General features: G+C 56.6%; 26 protein-coding genes. 21 read left to right on the top strand and 5 right to left on the bottom strand.

What is annotated here, in order from left to right; translation table 11 throughout:
• From umuC to ACJHYW_RS18230, 3 genes are all read right to left on the bottom strand, one after another.
• On the bottom strand, positions 1-1,051 hold a 1,051-nt coding region (gene umuC / locus ACJHYW_RS18240), incomplete at its 3' end, for a translesion error-prone DNA polymerase V subunit UmuC (protein ID WP_213219479.1).
• Positions 1,051-1,488, bottom strand: coding sequence for a translesion error-prone DNA polymerase V autoproteolytic subunit (umuD, locus tag ACJHYW_RS18235; RefSeq protein WP_000109072.1), 438 nt, complete (start codon positions 1,486-1,488; stop codon positions 1,051-1,053). The genes umuC and umuD, both read right to left, overlap by 1 nt.
• The gene (locus ACJHYW_RS18230; protein WP_000618111.1) at positions 1,485-1,733 is read right to left on the bottom strand and encodes a DinI-like family protein; all 249 of its coding nucleotides are present in this window, start codon (positions 1,731-1,733) and stop codon (positions 1,485-1,487) included. The genes umuD and ACJHYW_RS18230 overlap by 4 nt, the downstream gene beginning before the upstream one ends.
• Before the next feature lie 417 nt (positions 1,734-2,150).
• On the opposite strand from ACJHYW_RS18230, the gene ACJHYW_RS18225 reads away from it, so the two are divergent.
• The 20 genes from ACJHYW_RS18225 (at position 2,151) to ACJHYW_RS18130 (ending at position 16,253) form a co-directional block, all read left to right on the top strand.
• Positions 2,151-3,053: a DUF1281 domain-containing protein gene (locus ACJHYW_RS18225; RefSeq protein WP_000273912.1), complete on the top strand. Its 903-nt coding sequence runs from the start codon at positions 2,151-2,153 to the stop codon at positions 3,051-3,053.
• Positions 3,050-3,361, top strand: a complete 312-nt coding sequence (locus tag ACJHYW_RS18220; protein ID WP_014640311.1) for a hypothetical protein — start codon at positions 3,050-3,052, stop codon at positions 3,359-3,361. Before ACJHYW_RS18225 ends, ACJHYW_RS18220 begins: the two co-directional genes overlap by 4 nt.
• 75 nt (positions 3,362-3,436) lie before the next feature.
• Positions 3,437-4,120: a DNA methylase gene (locus tag ACJHYW_RS18215; RefSeq protein ID WP_000086148.1), complete on the top strand. Its 684-nt coding sequence runs from the start codon at positions 3,437-3,439 to the stop codon at positions 4,118-4,120.
• Entirely contained in the window at positions 4,121-4,342 is a 222-nt protein-coding gene (locus tag ACJHYW_RS18210; protein ID WP_001104893.1) for a hypothetical protein, read from the top strand. It abuts the gene before it with no gap.
• Complete coding sequence (locus ACJHYW_RS18205; RefSeq protein ID WP_225089741.1) at positions 4,272-4,790, top strand: DUF1380 family protein; 519 nt, start codon at positions 4,272-4,274, stop codon at positions 4,788-4,790. The genes ACJHYW_RS18210 and ACJHYW_RS18205 overlap by 71 nt, the downstream gene beginning before the upstream one ends.
• Positions 4,791-4,840: 50 nt before the next feature.
• Positions 4,841-5,617, top strand: coding sequence for a hypothetical protein (locus ACJHYW_RS18200; protein WP_024135924.1), 777 nt, complete (start codon positions 4,841-4,843; stop codon positions 5,615-5,617).
• 417 nt (positions 5,618-6,034) lie between these two features.
• The gene (locus ACJHYW_RS18195) at positions 6,035-6,460 is read left to right on the top strand and encodes an antirestriction protein (protein WP_001198928.1); all 426 of its coding nucleotides are present in this window, start codon (positions 6,035-6,037) and stop codon (positions 6,458-6,460) included.
• Positions 6,461-6,506: 46 nt separating this feature from the next.
• On the top strand, positions 6,507-6,929 hold the full coding sequence (locus ACJHYW_RS18190) for a DUF1380 family protein (RefSeq protein ID WP_000271763.1): 423 nt from the start codon (positions 6,507-6,509) through the stop codon (positions 6,927-6,929).
• On the top strand, positions 6,926-7,117 hold the full coding sequence (locus ACJHYW_RS18185) for a hypothetical protein (protein WP_001027493.1): 192 nt from the start codon (positions 6,926-6,928) through the stop codon (positions 7,115-7,117). Before ACJHYW_RS18190 ends, ACJHYW_RS18185 begins: the two co-directional genes overlap by 4 nt.
• A 770-nt stretch (positions 7,118-7,887) precedes the next feature.
• Complete coding sequence (locus tag ACJHYW_RS18180; RefSeq protein WP_001276114.1) at positions 7,888-8,415, top strand: single-stranded DNA-binding protein; 528 nt, start codon at positions 7,888-7,890, stop codon at positions 8,413-8,415.
• Between the two features lie 57 nt (positions 8,416-8,472).
• Complete coding sequence (locus ACJHYW_RS18175; RefSeq protein WP_000006012.1) at positions 8,473-8,706, top strand: DUF905 family protein; 234 nt, start codon at positions 8,473-8,475, stop codon at positions 8,704-8,706.
• 58 nt (positions 8,707-8,764) lie between these two features.
• A complete protein-coding gene (locus tag ACJHYW_RS18170; RefSeq protein WP_349394568.1) occupies positions 8,765-10,723 on the top strand; it encodes a ParB/RepB/Spo0J family partition protein in 1,959 nt (652 codons plus the stop codon).
• A 54-nt stretch (positions 10,724-10,777) separates the two neighbouring features.
• Positions 10,778-11,212, top strand: a complete 435-nt coding sequence (psiB, locus tag ACJHYW_RS18165) for a conjugation system SOS inhibitor PsiB (RefSeq protein ID WP_001535709.1) — start codon at positions 10,778-10,780, stop codon at positions 11,210-11,212.
• Positions 11,209-11,928, top strand: a complete 720-nt coding sequence (locus ACJHYW_RS18160; RefSeq protein ID WP_001276261.1) for a plasmid SOS inhibition protein A — start codon at positions 11,209-11,211, stop codon at positions 11,926-11,928. The genes psiB and ACJHYW_RS18160 overlap by 4 nt, the downstream gene beginning before the upstream one ends.
• Positions 11,925-12,521, top strand: a complete 597-nt coding sequence (locus ACJHYW_RS18155) for a hypothetical protein (RefSeq protein ID WP_001535708.1) — start codon at positions 11,925-11,927, stop codon at positions 12,519-12,521. The genes ACJHYW_RS18160 and ACJHYW_RS18155 overlap by 4 nt, the downstream gene beginning before the upstream one ends.
• Before the next feature lie 462 nt (positions 12,522-12,983).
• Entirely contained in the window at positions 12,984-13,484 is a 501-nt protein-coding gene (locus tag ACJHYW_RS18150) for an antirestriction protein ArdA (RefSeq protein ID WP_000117622.1), read from the top strand.
• 728 nt (positions 13,485-14,212) lie between these two features.
• A complete protein-coding gene (locus tag ACJHYW_RS18145; protein ID WP_000218863.1) occupies positions 14,213-14,647 on the top strand; it encodes a hypothetical protein in 435 nt (144 codons plus the stop codon).
• Between the two features lie 91 nt (positions 14,648-14,738).
• On the top strand, positions 14,739-15,005 hold the full coding sequence (locus ACJHYW_RS18140; protein WP_001247862.1) for a hypothetical protein: 267 nt from the start codon (positions 14,739-14,741) through the stop codon (positions 15,003-15,005).
• A 64-nt stretch (positions 15,006-15,069) separates the two neighbouring features.
• Entirely contained in the window at positions 15,070-16,008 is a 939-nt protein-coding gene (locus ACJHYW_RS18135; RefSeq protein WP_000038336.1) for an Rpn family recombination-promoting nuclease/putative transposase, read from the top strand.
• Positions 16,008-16,253 carry a hypothetical protein gene (locus tag ACJHYW_RS18130; protein WP_001260884.1) on the top strand — a complete coding sequence of 82 codons (246 nt, stop codon included), beginning with the start codon at positions 16,008-16,010 and terminating at the stop codon, positions 16,251-16,253. The genes ACJHYW_RS18135 and ACJHYW_RS18130 overlap by 1 nt, the downstream gene beginning before the upstream one ends.
• Before the next feature lie 30 nt (positions 16,254-16,283).
• On the opposite strand, the gene ACJHYW_RS18125 is transcribed toward ACJHYW_RS18130, so the two are convergent.
• On the bottom strand, positions 16,284-16,535 hold the full coding sequence (locus ACJHYW_RS18125) for a helix-turn-helix transcriptional regulator (RefSeq protein ID WP_113388375.1): 252 nt from the start codon (positions 16,533-16,535) through the stop codon (positions 16,284-16,286).
• A gap of 580 nt (positions 16,536-17,115) precedes the next feature.
• On the opposite strand from ACJHYW_RS18125, the gene ACJHYW_RS18120 reads away from it, so the two are divergent.
• Complete coding sequence (locus ACJHYW_RS18120; protein WP_001077033.1) at positions 17,116-17,964, top strand: DUF4942 domain-containing protein; 849 nt, start codon at positions 17,116-17,118, stop codon at positions 17,962-17,964.
• 85 nt (positions 17,965-18,049) lie between these two features.
• On the opposite strand, the gene ACJHYW_RS18115 is transcribed toward ACJHYW_RS18120, so the two are convergent.
• Complete coding sequence (locus ACJHYW_RS18115; protein WP_000157095.1) at positions 18,050-18,385, bottom strand: molybdopterin-guanine dinucleotide biosynthesis protein MobC; 336 nt, start codon at positions 18,383-18,385, stop codon at positions 18,050-18,052.
• Between the last annotated feature and the right edge of the window lie 12 nt (positions 18,386-18,397).

Here is an 18,397-nt window from a genome sequence, read left to right as displayed (position 1 = left end):
AATCAGCCAGCATGACTCCTGCCTTCATATAGCGGTACCCTTCACGCCAGACATGGTTTAAGGCTCTGCATGCGGCGGCAATAATGTCCCGGCTGTCCTGTGTGGGCAATGGAAGCTTTTCCACAGCGGCATTGCTGTAACAGGGTTCTTTTACTGCAAAGGGGGATGTCCGTACAAATGTCGTCACCTGCCGGCAATACTGACGCTCCCCACGTAGTTTCTCTGCGGCCCGCTCTGCATACTGAACAACAGCCTGGTGCATGGCATCTTTGTCTGTGATTCGTTCACCAAAACTGCGACTACAGACAATCTGCTGTTTTGCCGGTGGTGCTTCTTCCAGGGATATGCAGGACTCGCCGTTGAGTTCGCGTACCGTACGCTCAAGAATGACGCTGAAGTTTTTCCGGATGAATGCCGTGTTAGCCTGCGCCAGCTGCAGTGCTGTGTTAATACCCAGCGCATTCAGCTTTTCCGTCAGTCTGCGTCCTACTCCCCAGACCTCACCAACTGGCTGCAGCCCCAGTAGCTTCAAGGTCCGATTACGGTTTTCTGCCGTCAGCGCGACCACTCCGGAAAACTGTGGCCATTGCTTTGTTGCCCACTGTGCACTTTTAGCCAGCGTTTTTGTAGGCGCAATGCCCACCCCCATGGTGAGTCCTGTCCAGCTCTTTACCTGTTCCCTGAGCTGATGACCAAAAACCTCCGGAGAGATGCAATGATTTATCCCCCGCAAATCAATGAACATTTCATCAATTGAGTAGGGCTCAACTGCGGGAGAAAGCGACTCCAGAACAGCCATAACCCGTTGGCTCATGCTGTGGTACAGCGCATAATTGCTGGAAAATACATGTATTTTCTTCTCCAGGCGCATCTGTCTCACCTGAAACCAGGGCTGCCCCATTCTGATGCCAAGGGCTTTTGCCTCCGGGCTGCGCGCGATCACACAGCCATCGTTATTGCTGAGTACGATGACCGGTTCGTTGCGAAGGTCCGGGCGGAAAACTTTTTCACATGAGGCGTAGAAACTGTTGATATCAGCCAGTGCAAACATCAGCGTGACTCCCGCGTCCTGTGTATCACGTGAGTGACAACACCAAAAATACAGATGTTTTCCGGATACAGTGTGCGGAACTCCGGGCTGTCTGAAACCGGCTCCAGTGCCGGGCGTGGGCGCAACAGCAGTCGTTTGACGGTGAACTCACCGTCGATCTCAGCGATAACGATGTCCCCGTGTTGTGGTTTTTCGGCCCTGTCCACTACCAGCAGATCACCATTCTGCACGCCAGCCTGGTTCATCGATTCACCGCTGGCGCGCAGAAAGAAGGTGGCTGCAGGTCTGCTGATGCAATAGCTGTTCAGATCCAGTTCCTGCTCAGCATAATCAGTGGCAGGCGAAGGAAAACCGGCCTGGCAACGATCGGCAAACAACGGTCGCACGTAACTGTCATCGCCTGAAGGGTCAGCCGGACGGTGATAAACGGTACTCATGCTGCAGGCAGCCAGCTGTCGTCCTGCCAGATTTCTTCCAGCAGAGACATGATACGTTCTTTATCCTTGTCGTTGCGGGCTCCTGTGACAGATACAGACGGGGCGCTGCCCTGGTCTATACGCAGCCAGATTTCCGGGTAGTGTGGTTTCAGACGTTGTTCGATTTCATTCTGTAGCGCCTGAAGTGTGCCTGATTTGAGGTTTTTTGTGCTCTGGCGGTCGAAAAGAATTTCAATGCGGATCATGTTCTCATCTCCCTTTTCTATTGCTGTATGTATATACAGTATTCTAATAACTGAATCCACACACAGTCAAATGTCATTATTGTGACTAAAAAACGCTCAATTCTCTGAGAGTGTGGCTGTATGCCTGCTGTGGACTGCTGTGTCCAGCTTATCCACAGCATTTTGCGCACGGTTCTGTGAATAAAATACCTGGTTACCCAGGCCGTGCCGGCACGTTAACCGGGCTGCATCCGATGCAAGTGTGTCGCTGTCGCCGGCCTCCTCACCCGGTCACGTTTCGTCGTTCCTCCTCCACGCGCTGCGGCTTCGGGGCCGCACCTGCATTCGTATGCGGTCGCCCGGTTACAGGTGCGGCACGGCCTGATGGAGGCCGCATGTGAGAGGAGAATTCCCATGCCAAACTGGTGCTCGAATCGTATGTATTTTTCTGGTGAACCGGCACAGATCGCTGAGATTAAACGACTGGCCAGCGGCGCAGTCACACCGTTTTATCGCCGCGCCACAAATGAAGGTATTCAGCTGTTTCTGGCCGGAAGTGCCGGACTTCTGCAGACCACTGAAGATGTGCAGTTTGAACCGTGCCCCGGACTGACGGCTGCCGGACGTGGTGTTGTATCGCCGGAGAATATCGCGTTCACACGCTGGCTGACACACCTGCAGAATGGTGTGCTACTGGATGAACAAAACTGCCTGATGCTGCATGAACTCTGGCTGCAGAGCGGTACTGGACAGCGTCGCTGGGAAGGATTACCGGACGATGTCAGGGATACCATCACCGCACTTTTCACCGCAAAAAGAGGTGACTGGTGTGGCTTCTGGAGTAACGAGGATGTATCGGTGTGGTGGAACCGTCTGTGTGACAACGTACTGCCGGAAAAAACCATGCCGTTTGACCTGCTGACGGTTCTGCCCACCCGCCTGGATGTTGAAGTGAATGGCTTTAACGGTGGTGTTCTGAACGGTGTTCCTTCTGCATATCACTGGTATACGGAACAGTATGGCGTGAAGTGGCCTGTGGGGTATGAGGTGAATATCAGCAGTCAGGGAGACAACTTCATTCAGGTTGATTTCGACACGCCGTGGTGTCAGCCGGAAAGCGACGTTATTGCAGAATTAAGCCGCCGTTTCAGCTGCACGCTGGAGCACTGGTATGCCGAACAGGGCTGTGATTTCTGTGGCTGGCAGTTGTATGAGCGCGGAGAGCTCGTTGATGTGCTGTGGGGGGAACTGGAATGGTCTTCCCCGACAGATGACGATGAGCTGCCGGAAGTCACCGGACCTGCGTGGATAGTCGACAATGTGGCGCATTATGGCGGATGAAGTATGACGGAGACGGGCGGGAAACCGCCCGTTTCTTTTCCGACAAAGGATGTCGCCGTGCTCCTCTTTTTACTGCGCCGGCTGACGCGGCGCGGCATAAACGCTGCCTGTGGTCAGTGTCCCGCGTCCGGCGGGCACGGGACGGGCGCTTTTACCGCTCCCGGCTGGCGTCGGTGACAGTGTACGCCAGCCCGTCGCCCTTTTCTGATGAACGCCCTTCAAGCCGCTTTCGCGGCATAACCTTGCCGTCAGAAAGACGACGGCTGCGGTATTCCACGGTCGGCCTGACCCGTTACCGGACGCGGTGAACAGCCCACAGGCAGCGGGGAACGGGCACCACAGGGGTGCCCTCCCGGTGCCCTCTGTAAGAGAAGGAGTTTCGTATGTCCCGTTTTGTCCTCGGTAACTGCATCGATGTTATGGCCCGTATTCCTGATAACGCCATTGATTTCATCCTCACCGACCCGCCATATCTCGTCGGTTTCCGTGACCGTTCCGGGCGCACCATCGCCGGCGATAAAACCGATGAGTGGCTGCAACCGGCCTGTAATGAAATGTTCCGCGTGCTGAAAAAAGACGCGTTAATGGTGAGCTTCTACGGCTGGAACCGCGTCGATCGCTTTATGGCCGCCTGGAAAAATGCGGGATTCAGCGTTGTTGGTCACCTGGTCTTCACCAAAAACTACACATCGAAGGCCGCATATGTGGGCTATCGCCACGAATGTGCCTACATCCTGGCAAAAGGCCGTCCACGTTTGCCACAAAACCCGCTGCCGGACGTGCTGGGCTGGAAATATTCGGGCAATCGCCATCACCCGACGGAAAAGCCCGTTACCAGCCTGCAACCGCTGATTGAGAGCTTCACACACCCGAACGCAATTGTGCTGGACCCGTTTGCAGGCAGCGGCTCAACCTGCGTCGCCGCCCTCCAGTCCGGACGCCGGTATATCGGTATCGAGCTGCTTGAGCAGTATCACCGTGCCGGGCAGCAACGCCTTGCCGCCGTGCAACGGGCCATGCAGCAGGGGGCCGCGAATGATGACTGGTTTATGCCGGAGGCTGCGTAAATGAACTATGCCGGACACGAAAAACTGCGTGCCGAAGTGGCGGAGGTGGCCAATACCATGTGTGACCTTCGGGCCAGGCTGAACGATATGGAGCATCGCTGTCGCTTTGATTCCGATGTGCTTGTTGAACGCCTGACACGTCAGACGCTGTATCGCGCCAATCGCCTGTTCATGGAGGCGTATACCGAAATTCTGGAACTGGATTCCTGCTTCAAAGATTGAGAAGGAGACGAGAATGTACGGAACATGCGAAACGCTCTGCCGTGAGCTGGCAGCGCAGTATACGGAGAACACGCCGCTGATGCTGGTTGTCTGGTCCCCGGAAGAGATTCAGGCACTGGCTGACGGTATGGAAATTTCTCTGACCGGTCATGAAATCAGGACCGTCCTGGCACGCCTGGAGGACATCCCGGAAGACCAGCGGATTGAGTCCGGTATTTCTTCCGCTGCGGTGATGGAGATTATCCGCAACGAGAGCGAAAACCGCCTGGTGACCGTCCCTGCTGAACTGCTGGCGTCCCTGATTCAGACCGCTGAACAGGCATTGTGGAAACGTGAATGGGCCGCCCGGGATCATGGCCTCGCCGTCCCGGAATGCGTCACCCGCCGTCAGGAGGTGGTTAATCAGGCCCGCACCCTGCTGAAAAACAACACACACGAAAACGACTGATGTTATCGCCGCCTGCCCTGCGGGCGGCGATACAGGGAGAACGCTTAATCATGAACGAAAACAGCACGCTGAACGCACTGATTTGTCGTCACGCCCGCAACCTGCTGCTGGCGCAGGGCTGGCCGGAAGAGACGGATGTTGACCAGCGTAACCCGAAGTATCCGGGCTGGATCAGCATTTATGTTCTGCTGGATGCGCCCCGGCTGGCGACGTTACTTATCAACCGTCACGGCGGCGTACTGCCGCCGCTCCTGGCCTCCGCCATTCAGAAACTGACCGGAACCGGAGCGGAACTTGTTCTGTCCGGCAGTCAGTGGCAGTCGCTGCCGGTACTTCCGGCAGACGGAACGCAGGTGTCTTTCCCGTATGCCGGTGAGTGGCTGACCGAAGACGAAATCAGGGCAGTTCTTGATGCGGTGCGCAATGCAGTACGAAGCATCTGTTACCAGGTGGCAGACGATGCGCGGCGTATCCGGGCGGCGCTGACCACCACCGGTCAGACGTTGCTGACTCGCCAGACGCGCCGCTTTCGTCTGGTTGTGAAGGAAAGCGATCACCCCTGCTGGCTCGATGAAGATGACGAAAACCTGCCCGTGGTGCTCGATGCCATCGTGAACCGGGGAGCACGTTTTTCGTCGGTGGAAATGTACCTGGTCAGCGATTGTATTGAGCATATCCTGTCCAGTGGGCTGGCCTGCGATGTGCTGCGTATACCGGATGAACCGCCCCGCCGCTGGTTTGACCGTGGTGTTCTGCGGGAGGTGGTCCGGGAAGCCCGGGCCGAAATCCGCAGCATGGCGGATGCCCTGGCAAAAATCCGGAAATGATGACGTTGGCGGGGTAAATCCCCGCCTTTTTCCTGCCGGTCCCCGGACAGAGCACAAAGGAAGTCGCCGCCGGCTCCGCTTTACCCGGCCATGCAGGGCATGGCCTTGTGGTTTTTCAGTTATGTGGCCTCAGCGTCGTGTGCGGGCTGTGCCGTGCCTCCATCTTAGCCGGGCTGGCAGGGATGCAAGGGTACGCTTCGCCGCTGCGGTCACCCGGTCCCTCCTTCCCGTCTGCCGTGATTTTCCGGTCGTTCACCCGCTCAGATTTCGCGGTCTCACCCTCCAACTCCCGCCAGCCGTGTGCGTCAGGCTGCGGCTTCCCTTGCGCCCTGTGCATCCCCGCCTTATCGCCCGGCTTTTATGGAGGCACGGCACCGCCCGGTGTCGCGGAATATGTGAACAACGGAGGAAAACATCATGCAATATGCGAAACCTGTCACTCTGAACGTTGAAGAGTGCGACCGTCTCTCCTTTCTACCGTATCTGTTTGGCAACGATTTTCTGTATGCCGAGGCGTATGTGTACGCGCTGGCGCAAAAAATGATGCCGGAATATCAGGGAGGCTTCTGGCACTTCATCCGCCTGCCGGACGGTGGCGGTTACATGATGCCGGATGGCGACCGTTTCCACATGGTGAACGGTGCAAACTGGTTTGACCGTACCGTGAGTGCTGATGCCGCAGGCATCATTCTGACTTCCCTTGTGATTAACCGCCAGTTGTGGCTGTACCACGACAGCGGGGATGCAGGACTGACCCAGCTTTACCGGATGCGCGATGCGCAGTTGTGGCGTCACATCGAATTTCACCCCGAATGCAACGCGATTTACGCGGCACTGGACTGATTAACGGACGGGGCGGCAATGCCGCCCCTGTAAAGGAGACGAGAACATGTACTGTACTGTTAAAGAAATTATCCGCGAAGTGCTGAACACAGACGTGCCGGACAGTGAATGCGTTTTTGCCGTGGTGCTGACCCGTGGGGATGTGCGTCACATAGCCCAGGACTGGAGTCTGACAGACGATGAGCTGGAAACCGTCATGCAGCGACTGGACGATGCCTTTGAGCATGGTGCGGATGTCAGCATTGTTCACGACGTTGTTCGTGAGCTGATGGAAGAAAAGCGCGCCAGCCGTCAGGTGACAGTTCCGGCGGTGATGCTGGAAAAAGTGATGGCGCTGGCAGGCAGTGAAATGAAGCGCCTGTATGCCGTCGGGAGCGAGAACGGGGGCGACGGTGACGCATTCGTCAGGGAAGAACGCGAAGCAATGGACGTTGTGTTACAGGCGCTGGACGGGGAGCACATGTCATGAATATCAGCACAGAAACCCGCGAAATTCTGCGCAATTACAAAGCCGTGATTAATGCGCGGCGTCGTGAAATGGGGCAGAAACCGCTCACCACTGCGCAGATTGTTGATGAAATCTGCGATTTTGTGGCGAATCAGCAGGCTGTATTCCTCGGCGGTCACTACATCCTTCAGGGCAGCATAAACAGGTGATACAGGGGCAGGCGGTGGAGGCCGCCTGTCAGCCCGCGCGAAAACCCCTGGCAGGCTGACGCCTGCCGGAAATGCGGGGTGCAGCGCCTGCGGCGCTGCCGGCCCGGCTTTCCGGTCAGAAGGTAGTGTATGGCTGTATGCAGGGAACAGGTGTGATATTCCGTGACACTGTCACCGTTTCTGGCTGTCTTTTATTGCGCCCACTTCGGCTCCCGGCTGCCTGGTGGCATCCGGTCGTCAGGCCCGACTCCGACAGGCAGCTGCTTGCGCACCCGCCAGTCTCCGCCGAACCCGCTGGCGCGGTTTCGGGCTGTCGCTACGGTCCGATGCGTGAAAACCCGGGCTTGCAGCGACCGTTCCGGTCGCGCCGCCCCTGTCGCGCCGTGACCTGCGCTCCCTGCACACCTGACGGTGTGTGAGGAAACTGCGCCTGATGGCGCAGCAGTCTTCCCTCCTGCCGCCACCTCTGCGGCCTGTTTCCCGCTGTGGACTTTCCGGGGGGCAGACGTAACCCCCTCCCGTTCCATCTGTCCAGGGTGAGATGCACCGGCCACAAAATTTTTAGCCATGAACCCGGCAAAAAATTTTGCGTCCGCCCCCGGACAGCTGTCCCGTGAGGCGGTAAACGGGCCCCCATCGGAAAGGTCCACTGCGGGGAGAAACCCCTGTGAAGTGGACGGCAGGAGGAGCTTTCGCTCCTCTGAAGGGGCACATGAACGTCCCGTCGCCGGTATCCGGTTTATCTCACATCTTTCAGTCAGGAGGTTCTTATGAGTGCACGTGGTATCAACAAGGTCATCCTCGTCGGGCGTCTGGGCAATGATCCGGAAGTCCGTTACATCCCCAACGGGGGCGCAGTGGCAAACCTGCAGGTGGCTACGTCAGAAAGCTGGCGCGACAAACAGACGGGGGAGATGCGGGAGCAGACGGAATGGCACCGCGTGGTGCTGTTCGGCAAGCTCGCGGAAGTGGCTGGTGAATATCTGCGCAAGGGCGCGCAGGTCTACATCGAGGGGCAACTCCGTACCCGTAGCTGGGAAGATAACGGTATCACCCGTTACGTCACTGAAATTCTTGTTAAGACCACGGGCACCATGCAGATGCTGGGGAGTGCACCACAGCAGAACGCTCAGGCGCAACCGAAGCCTCAGCAGAATGGGCAGCCACAGAGTGCTGACGCGACGAAAAAAGGTGGCGCGAAAACGAAAGGCCGTGGACGTAAGGCCGCGCAGCCCGAGCCTCAGCCGCAACCGCCGGAGGGGGAGGATTACGGGTTTTCAGACGATATCCCGTTCTGACTGGCCTGACTGTGATAACCGCCCCGCCCTGCGCGGGGCATCACCGGAGATATGAGGATGAGCGAATATTTCAGAATACTTCAGGGGCTGCCTGACGGCTCCTTTACCCGCGAACAGGCGGAAGCCGTTGCCGCACAGTACCGGAACGTCTTTATCGAGGATGACCACGGGGAACATTTTCGCCTGGTTGTCCGCAATAACGGTGCCCTGGTCTGGCGTACCTGGAATTTTGAGGACGGTGCCGGGTACTGGATGAATCATGCCATCAGGGATTTCGGGATTCTTAAGTAAGAGAGGTGCCGGACGCGCGAACGTCCGGCAGGACATAAGCAATTATAAGGGGATGATTATGCCTGTAACGAAGTGTGAACCAGAAACCACCCGCAAAGCAAGCCGTAAATCTGCAAAAACGCAGGAAACAGTCCTGTCTGCCCTGCTGGCGCAGACGGAGGAAGTGAGCGTGCCGCTGGCCTCACTGATTAAGTCACCGCTGAATGTGCGCACGGTGCCGTATTCTGCGGAGTCCGTCAGCGAACTGGCAGGGTCCATTCAGGGCGTCGGACTGCTGCAGAATCTGGTCGTGCATACCCTGCCTGGTGAGCGCTACGGTGTCGCCGCAGGTGGTCGCAGACTGGCAGCACTCAACATGCTGGCAGAGCGTGACATCATTCAGGTTGACTGGCCTGTCCGGGTGAAGGTCATTCCGCAGGAGCTGGCGACTGCCGCATCGATGACCGAGAACGGTCATCGTCGGGATATGCACCCTGCCGAACAGATTGCCGGATTCCGTGCAATGGCGCAGGAAGGCAAAACACCTGCACAAATCGGTGATTTGCTGGGTTATTCGCCCCGCCACGTTCAGCGAATGCTGAAACTGGCAGACCTTGCGCCTGTCATCCTCGATGCGCTGGCAGAAGACCGCATCACCACCGAGCACTGTCAGGCGCTGGCGCTGGAGAACGACACCGCGCGTCAGGTGCAGGTGTTTGAAGCGGCCTGCCAGTCAGGATGGGGCGGTAAACCGGATGTGCGGGTTATCCGCAATCTGATTACGGAAAGTGAAGTGGCGGTGAAGGACAACACTAAATTCCGCTTCGTGGGGGCTGATGCTTTCTCACCTGACGAACTGCGTACTGATTTGTTCAGCGATGACGAGGGTGGCTATGTGGACTGCGTGGCGCTCGATGCCGCCCTGCTGGAAAAACTCCAGGCTGTCGCTGAACACCTTCGGGAAGCCGAAGGCTGGGAATGGTGCGCCGGACGCATGGAGCCTGTCGGTGAGTGCCGTGAAGATTCCCGGGCATACCGCAACCTGCCGGAGCCGGAAGCAGTGCTGACGGAGGCGGAAGAAGAACGCCTGAACGAACTGATGGCACGTTACGACGCACTGGAAAACCAGTGTGAGGAATCTGACCTGCTGGAAGCAGAAATGAAGCTGATGCGCTGCATGGCGAAGGTCAGAGCGTGGACGCCGGAGATGCGTGCCGGAAGCGGTGTGGTGGTGTCTTGGCGTTATGGCAACGTGTGTGTCCAGCGTGGTGTGCAGTTGCGCAGTGAGGATGACGTGGCTGACGACGCTGACCGCACGGAACAGATGCAGGAGAAAGCGTCAGTGGAGGAAATCAGTCTGCCACTGCTGACGAAAATGTCTTCCGAACGCACGCTGGCAGTCCAGGCGGCACTCATGCAGCAACCGGACAAATCTCTGGCACTGCTGGCATGGACGCTCTGCCTGAATGTGTTTGGCAGCGGAGCGTACAGTAAACCAGCACAAATCAGCCTGGAATGTAAACATTATTCGCTGACCAGCGATGCGCCGTCAGGGAAGGAAGGTGCCGCGTTCATGGCGATGATGGCAGAAAAAGCCCGTCTTGCGGCCCTGTTACCGGAGGGATGGTCACGGGACATGACGACGTTCCTGTCACTCAGTCAGGAGGTGCTGTTATCCCTGCTCAGTTTCTGCACCGCGTGCAGCATCCACGGCGTTCAGACCCGCGAGTGTGGTCACACGTCACGCAGCCCGCTGGACACGCTGGAGAGCGCCATCGGTTTTCACATGCGCGACTGGTGGCAGCCGACAAAAGCAAACTTCTTCGGACACCTGAAAAAGCCGCAGGTTATCGCAGCCCTGAATGAGGCAGGACTGTCCGGTGCCGCACGGGACGCGGAGAAGATGAAGAAAGGCGATGCGGCTGAACATGCAGAGTTCCATATGAAAGACAACCGCTGGGTGCCTGGCTGGATGTGTGCACCACGTCCACAGATGGATGCCACTGAACACACCACTAACCTGGCTGATGCCGCCTGATGAACAACCACACCGCCCCGCCGGAGACGGGGCGGCAGCAAGGGAGATACCGTGATGAAAACTGAACTGACCCTGAATGCCCTGCAGTCCATGAACGCACAGGAATATGAAGATATCCGTGCTGCGGGAAGCGATATGCGCCGTAATCTCACTCACGAGGTGATGCGTGAAGTGGACGCACCGGTTAACTGGATGATGAATGGCGAGTATGGCAGTGAGTTCGGGGGCTTTTTCCCCGTCCAGGTTCGTTTCACGCCAGCCCACGAACGTTTCCACCTGGCATTATGTTCGCCGGGAGACGTCTCTCAACTCTGGATGCTGGTTCTGGTGAATGGTGGTGGACAGCCTTTCGCCGTCGTTCAGGTGCAACATATCTTCACGCCTGTCGCGATCAGTCACACGCTGGCGCTCGCCGCGACACTTGATGCGCAGGGATACAGTGTTAACGACATCATTCATATTTTGATGGCAGAAGGAGGTCAGGCATGAGCGCACGTTCACGGGCACTGATCCCCCTCAGCGCAGAACAACAGGCCGCCATGCAGGCTGTGGCTGTCACCGAACAACGTCGTCGTCAGGGACGCACACTTTCAGCATGGCCTTATGCCAGCGCTTTCTTTCGCTGCCTGAATGGCAGTCGCCGGATTTCGCTGACCGATCTCCGCTTTTTTGCCCCTGCGCTGACGAAGGAGGAATTTCATGGCAACCGTCTCCTGTGGCTGGCTGCCGTGGATAAACTGATTGAAAGTTTTGGTGAAGTCTGTGTTCTTCCCCTGCCATCCGATGCGGGGCATCGTCTGTTCCCGTCCGTTCCTTTTCGTGAAGGTGAGCGGCGTCGTCAGAAAACCACGCTGACAGAGCAGAAATACAGCCGCCAGCGGGAACGTGAGGCAGAACGACGGGAACTGGAATACCAGACATGTTTTGCTCAGGCGCAGATTGACCTTGCGTTTCATACTCCCGCCACGGTCGGAAGCTGGTTGTCCCGCTGGTCTGGTGTTGTTGAGGAGCATGATCTGGAAACGATTTTCTGGGGGTGGTGCGGGCGTTTTCCATCACTGTCATCATTTGACCGGTTTTTCTGGCAGGAGGAACCACTCTGGCGGCTGATTTTTGAAGCCGGTGAGGCCGGTCGTGGTGCACCGGTACAGGTACGTGCACTTGAGCAGTGGATGATCCCGAACAAGCTGGAGAACGCAATATGATGAAATCAGACGAACAATATCAGGTTCCCGTGTGGATGCGACCTCTGTTGCCGTTGCTCTGCAATACCGGTGGTAATGATCCGGAGGAACTGCTGAATGATACAGAAACCACCGCCAGTGCGAATATTGTCCGTTATGTACTGATAGTTGCAGTGCGGTCGCAGATTGATCTGCTGCAGCTACTGTACAGGAAAGGACTGTTGCGCACAGAGATACCAGGTGGCTTTTCACCGGAAGAAGCGCAGGAACTCCTGGATAATCTGGTGCGCAGCCATATCAGCAAGGCGCTGTCGGGTGAGCGAATGGCAGCCCGTGACAGAAATGCCGATCTGACCTGGATTCGCCAGCAACTGGTCGATGCCGCCTGGTTTGTCCGTGCCACACTGGAAGCGCATGGGATGGGCGTCGGAAATGAGAGTCCCTCTGCTCCGCCGGAGACAATGCCGGACATACAGACACGGGAACTGGTTATGTTGATCAAGCGACTGGCATCATCGCTGAAAGCGGTGAAACCCGACAGTAGCGTGGTGCGTGAAGCGCAGGACTGGCTGTGCGACAGAAAACTTGCGGATATCACAGATATTCTCCGGTGAACCAGACATGTATATTTTACGCAGGGACACGCCGATCATGATCGTTTCATATCAGGGGTGGTCTGGAGGTCATGCGGCGTGTCCTCTGCACTCGCCGGAATAAGGAAGTCGCCGGCGGCTCCGCTTTTACCCGGCCATGCGGGGCATGGCCTTGTGGGTTTTCAGCTCTGTGGCCTCAGCGTCGTGTGCGGGCTGTGCCGTGCCTCCATCTTAGCCGGGCTGGCAGGGATGCAAGGGTACGCTTCGCCGCTGCGGTCACCCGGTCCCTCCTTCCCGTCTGCCGTGATTTTCCGGTCGTTCACCCGCTCAGATTTCGCGGTCTCACCCTCCAACTCCCGCCAGCCGTGTGCGTCAGGCTGCGGCTTCCCTTGCGCCCTGTGCATCCCCGCCTTATCGCCCGGCTTTTATGGAGGCACGGCACCGCCCGGTGCCGCAGAACATGTGACTATGGAGGATTCGGGAATGTCTGTTGTTGCACCTGCTGTATACGTTGGAACCTGGCACAAATACAACTGTGGAAGCATCGCCGGACGCTGGTTTGACCTGACCACGTTTGATGATGAGCGCGACTTTTTCGCCGCCTGCCGTGCTCTTCACCAGGATGAAGCCGATCCTGAACTGATGTTTCAGGATTATGAGGGATTCCCGGGGAATATGGCCTCTGAATGCCATATCAACTGGGCCTGGGTTGAAGGCTTCCGCCAGGCACGGGATGAAGGCTGCGAAGAGGCTTATCGTCTCTGGGTGGAGGATACCGGTGAGACGGATTTTGACACCTTCCGCGATGCCTGGTGGGGCGAGGCTGACAGTGAGGAGGCTTTTGCGGTTGAGTTCGCCAGTGATACCGGCCTGCTGGCTGACGTGCCGGAGACGGTGGCGCTCTATTTTGACTATGAGGCGTATGCGCGGGATTTATTCCTGGACTCCTTCACCTTTATTGACGGTCATGTGTTCCGTCGGTGATTTACTCCCCCGCTCCGGCGGGGGTATGGCCTGCCAGGCCGCCGGAAAACCCTGGCAGGCTTACGCCTGCCTGAAATGCAGGAGGGCCGCGCCTGCGGCGCTGCCCTTCCTGCCCGTCATGGTGTGAGGCATTTTTCTGTTATGTCGTTTCTGTTGTTCTGATTTCCGGAGGCGGGGACACCTTCGGCTCCCGGCTGCCTGGCGGCATCCGGTCGTCAGGCCCGACTCCGACAGGCAGCTGCTGGCGCACCCGCCAGTCTCCGCCGAACCCGCTGGCGCGGTTTCGGGCTGCCGCTACGGTCCGATGTCTGAAAAACCAGGCTTGCAGCGACCGTTCCGGTCGCGCCGCCCCTGTCGCGCCGGAAACGGCGCTCCCTGCACACCTGACGGTGTGTAAGGCCACTGCGCCTGATGGCGCAGTCAACCCTTCCGCCGCCACCCCTGCGGCCTGTTTCCCGCTGTGGACTTTCCGGGGGCTGGAGTAACCACATCCCGTTTCAGCAGTCCAGGGGAAGATATACCGTCCACAAAATTTTTAGCCATAAACCCGGCAAAAAATTTTGCGTCCGCCCCCGGACAGCTGCCCCGTGACGTGGTGACGGACGCCCCATCGGAAAGGTCCACTGCGGGGAGAAACCCCGAAGAAGTGGACGGCAGAAGGGGCTTTCGCCCCTCCGGGGAGCAACCGGTCGGCCCGGCGACCTGATTCAGCAGAAGGAGACGTTTTCATGACAGTCAGCAGCACAATTTCCGTTTTTTGCCGCGACGGGGTGTTCCGTACCGTTTACTGCCACCTGCACGGGGAGCCGACCTGGAACGGTCGCATCCTGCATACCCACTATGCCACCGGTCAGCAGGCCGAAGCCCTGGTTGAACACGGTGATATCCGTTGCCTCGGTCCCCGTTGCGACAAACCCGCCGGGCATACGCTTCAGAACCCGGTGGACGGTGTGACGGCTTATTACGGACGTGACAGTGGTTTCCGGATGGACAGTGAGGCGCGTGAGTACCGTTCTTTCAGGGAGGCTATTGCCACTGAAAGCACTGAAGAGGTGCGCTTCCATTATGTGTTCATCGACGGCTACTGGAAGGTGATGTACCGCACGCCGGAAGGCTGGAAGATGAAAGCGCTCGCGCTGGCACTGCGTCGCTGTCCGAAATGAAAAAAGGCAGGGCGATAAACCCTGCCTCTCTCCGCCGTTACTTCCCCGCCAGGAAGAGCGGCAGTCATCAACAACATAAGGAGAAATATTTGTGAGACCATCAATTATCTTCGCAACCGCCGAGTATGTAAAGCGTCTGCGTGAAGAGTGCCTGCGGGAGAATAAACCCCTGCACCGCCATACCCGCTTCAGACGTCAGGAGCTGGCACAGGATGAGATTAACCCGGACGTCCTGGCGATGAGCGGCCATATCGCCAGACGCTGCAGTGAGCAGAAGCGGGTGCGTATCCCCGCTATGAAAGTCAGCGAATGGGGCCACCTGCTCCGCGCGCTTGAAATTGAGCGGGTCTGCCACTGATTAACCCTTGCCGTCTGCCTGTGCAGGCGGCAGGATACGTTCAGACATCTCACCAGGAGGAACCGTGAGTAAGAAGAAAAACACCACAACGCCCACGCCGCATGATGCCGCGTTCCGGTCGTTCCTGGCGAATCCCGACGTCGCCAGAGATTTTCTGGAACTGCATCTTCCTGCGGAGTACCGGCAGTTGTGCGACCTGTCCACGCTGAAGCTGGAACCCGCCACCTTTGTTGAGCCGGACCTGCATCAGTACGCCAGCGATATCCTCTGGAGCGTGAAAACCACCGGGGGTGAAGATGGCTATGTTTATACGCTCATCGAGCACCAGAGCACCGAAAATCTGTACATGCCTTTCCGCATGTTACGTTACAGTGTGGCGGCGATGCAGAGACATCTGGAGCAGCACAAAACGTTGCCACTGGTCATTCCGGTGCTGTTCTATCACGGTGAGCGCAGCCCGTACCCGTACAGCATGAACTGGCTGGACTGTTTTGAGAATCCGGCGCTTGCGGCTAAAATATACACAAAGCCGTTTCCGCTGGTTGATATCACTGTCGTTGATGACAATGAAATCATGAACCATCGCCGGATGGCCGCACTGACGCTGCTGATGAAGCATATCCGCCATCGTGACATGATGGAGCTGCTGGACAAACTCCCGCAGGTCATGGTGGAAATTTCAGACGAGCAGGTGCGTGTTCTGATTCATTACATCGTTAACGCAGGGGACTCTGTATCACCGGAATTTATGCGGGCGCTGGCTGAGCGTCTGCCGCAGCATGAGGATAAACTGATGACTATCGCAGAACGTCTTGAGCAAAAAGGTCGCCAGGAAGGCAGGATGGAAGGACGCATGGAAGGACGCATGGAAGGACGCATGGAAGGAGCGCTTGAAAAAGCCCTGGCTATTGCGTGCCAGCTTCAGAAAATGGGGATGACGCCGGAGCAGATTAAGCAGGCTACCGGACTTTCCGATGACGAACTGAAGAAAATCACTCACTGATGAGAACCACAAAGCCCGGCAAAATGCCGGGCTTTTTTGTCAGCAGGAGCAGAGCAAACAGCATGACGATTGCAGAACGTCTTATACAGAAAGGTTTCGACGAGGGTTTTAAACAAGGGGCTCTTGAAGTGGCGCGGGAAATAGCCTGCCGGCTTCGGGATATAGGCTGGCCGCCGGAACGGATTCAGGAGGTCACGGGACTTTCCGGTGAAGAACTGAAAAAGCTGTTTCCTGATGAGCAGTAGCCTGGCATTCAGCCAGGCTGTGAATCACGCTCACACATTCCCTGCCGTTTCCCCCATTTCATTTTCCAGTCGCCTGATGATATCTGCCTTACGCATCCCCTGCATGTGAGGCAGCAGGTCACGGACTGAAAGTGCCTGGGTGGTCCTCCAGACGGTGACGTCCACCTGTTCCGCATTTTCCCAGGCGTGCCATGTTCTCTGCGTCACGCCAAATTCTCTGGCCGCTTTTTCGCGTGACCAGAGCATGCTTTTTCGCCAGATTCGCAGTTCCCAGCCGGTCATAAAATACCTTTGAAAAAGTGAAAAAACTTCACTTTATTTTATCATCACAATTGCCAAATCAGCGCGATAAATAAGTGTAAAAAAATGAAGAAATTTCACTTTTTTTTGCTTGTAAATGTCGTGCGGTTTTCTCTGTTTTCACCTGTGCGGGAGTGGTGTGCCAGTGACCACCACATGCCATTGTTGTGCCGTCGTTTTTCTTCAGTCGCGCCGTATGCGGCGCTCCCTGCACACCTTACGGTGTGTAAGGCCACTGCGCCTGATGGCGCAGCTGTCTCTGCCTGTCTGCCGCCGCACTGCGGCCTGTTCTCCGCAGACGGACTTTCCGGGGGTACATACATGACCACATCCCGTTTCAGTCGTCCAGGGGAGAGATGTACCAGCCACAAAACTTTTTGCCGCAGGCGTCAAAAACTTTTGCGTCTGCCCCCGGACAACTGCCCCGTGACGTGGTGAGCGTCCCCCGTCGGAAAGGTCCACTGCGGGGAAATCCCCGAAGACCCGGACGGCAGAAGGAGCTTCGCTCCTCCGGGAAATGACCTGGCTGACCCGGCAGTCGTGACGATGAGGAGACAATGTGATGAATCAGACTTTACCCACTGCTGACCTGAATACTGCCGGCACGACAGATGTTATTCCGTCTGTGGCTATCGACCGCATCATCGCGCAGCGTAACGAAGGTATTGCACTGTTCATGCAGGCGATGGAATGCCTGGCGACAGCGCGCAAGATTCTGCTCGATGCGTCAGGTGATATTTTTCTTTACGGGTTTGAAGACTGCGTGACTGATTCCGTTCGTCGCATGGATAAGCAGGAAGAAGCGAAAAGGAATATCACCCGTCTTGCCGACCGGAAAATCTGGGACCGCCTGATGACAGATACGGGCATGTACACCTTCATGAGTTCATGCCAGCGTGATGAGTGGAACAGCCAGCTGATGAGCGACACCTGTCCTGAAATCACCCTGGACAATGTACTGGCAACATTCCGCCATCTTAATGCCAGCAAGATGCAGACGTTTGAACAGGGGCTGATTGATGTCTACCGGAAATTGTCATGGGATTACAGAACCAATAATCCCTGCCGTCTGGGTAAGAAAATCATTATTGAAAACCTGCTGTACCGCTGGAGTAACGGGCGTGTGACGCTGGACTGCAGTGGACGGGAGGCACTGGATGACCTGGTACGTCCGTTTTATCTGCTGGAGGGGCGCAACGTTCCTGACTTCAGGAACAGCATCGGGGCGCAGTATGGTGAATTTCTCGGGAACGGCGACAATGTCGGTAAGCTGTTAGAAGGGGAATATTTTACGGTGCGTGGCTACCAGAAAGGGACCGTACACATTGTCTTTAAGCGTTCTGACCTTGTTGAAAAACTGAATGATATTATTGCACGGCATTATCCAGGTGCATTGCCGCCACGAGTCTGATTAAACAGAAAAGCCCTGGTATTTATGCCGGGGCTTTTTTTTCTGTAATCATCATAATCTCAGAACACGATGTGACATTGTCACATCAATTGTTGTTCATATCGATGCCATCTTTCCTGCCTGAATCTGTCTTTTTAGGTGCTGTTTTAGAGGAAGAACGGCGGGATGGTTTTTTCGATTCTGCTTCCCGAATAATGTCACGAAGTGCCTTCTCTCCTACTTCATACCCTGCATTTTTGAGCGTGTCACGAACATCTGCCAGTGTATAACCCTTTGTCCTTACCAGGACAATAATGTCATCACGAATGGCATCAAGAAAATCACGCAATGTTTTCCGTTGAGCGGTGAGATCTGGCAATTCCGATAAAGCAGCTTTTGCCAGCTGGATGTCATCATCTGAGTAAAATTTTTTAGAAGCCATTGGCACTTTCTC

Source organism: Escherichia sp. WS3063 (assembly GCF_046486595.1).
Taxonomy (GTDB): domain Bacteria; phylum Pseudomonadota; class Gammaproteobacteria; order Enterobacterales; family Enterobacteriaceae; genus Escherichia; species Escherichia coli.
The sequence above is the reverse complement of the archived record's forward strand: the minus strand, read 5'-3'. Positions and strand labels throughout refer to the sequence as shown.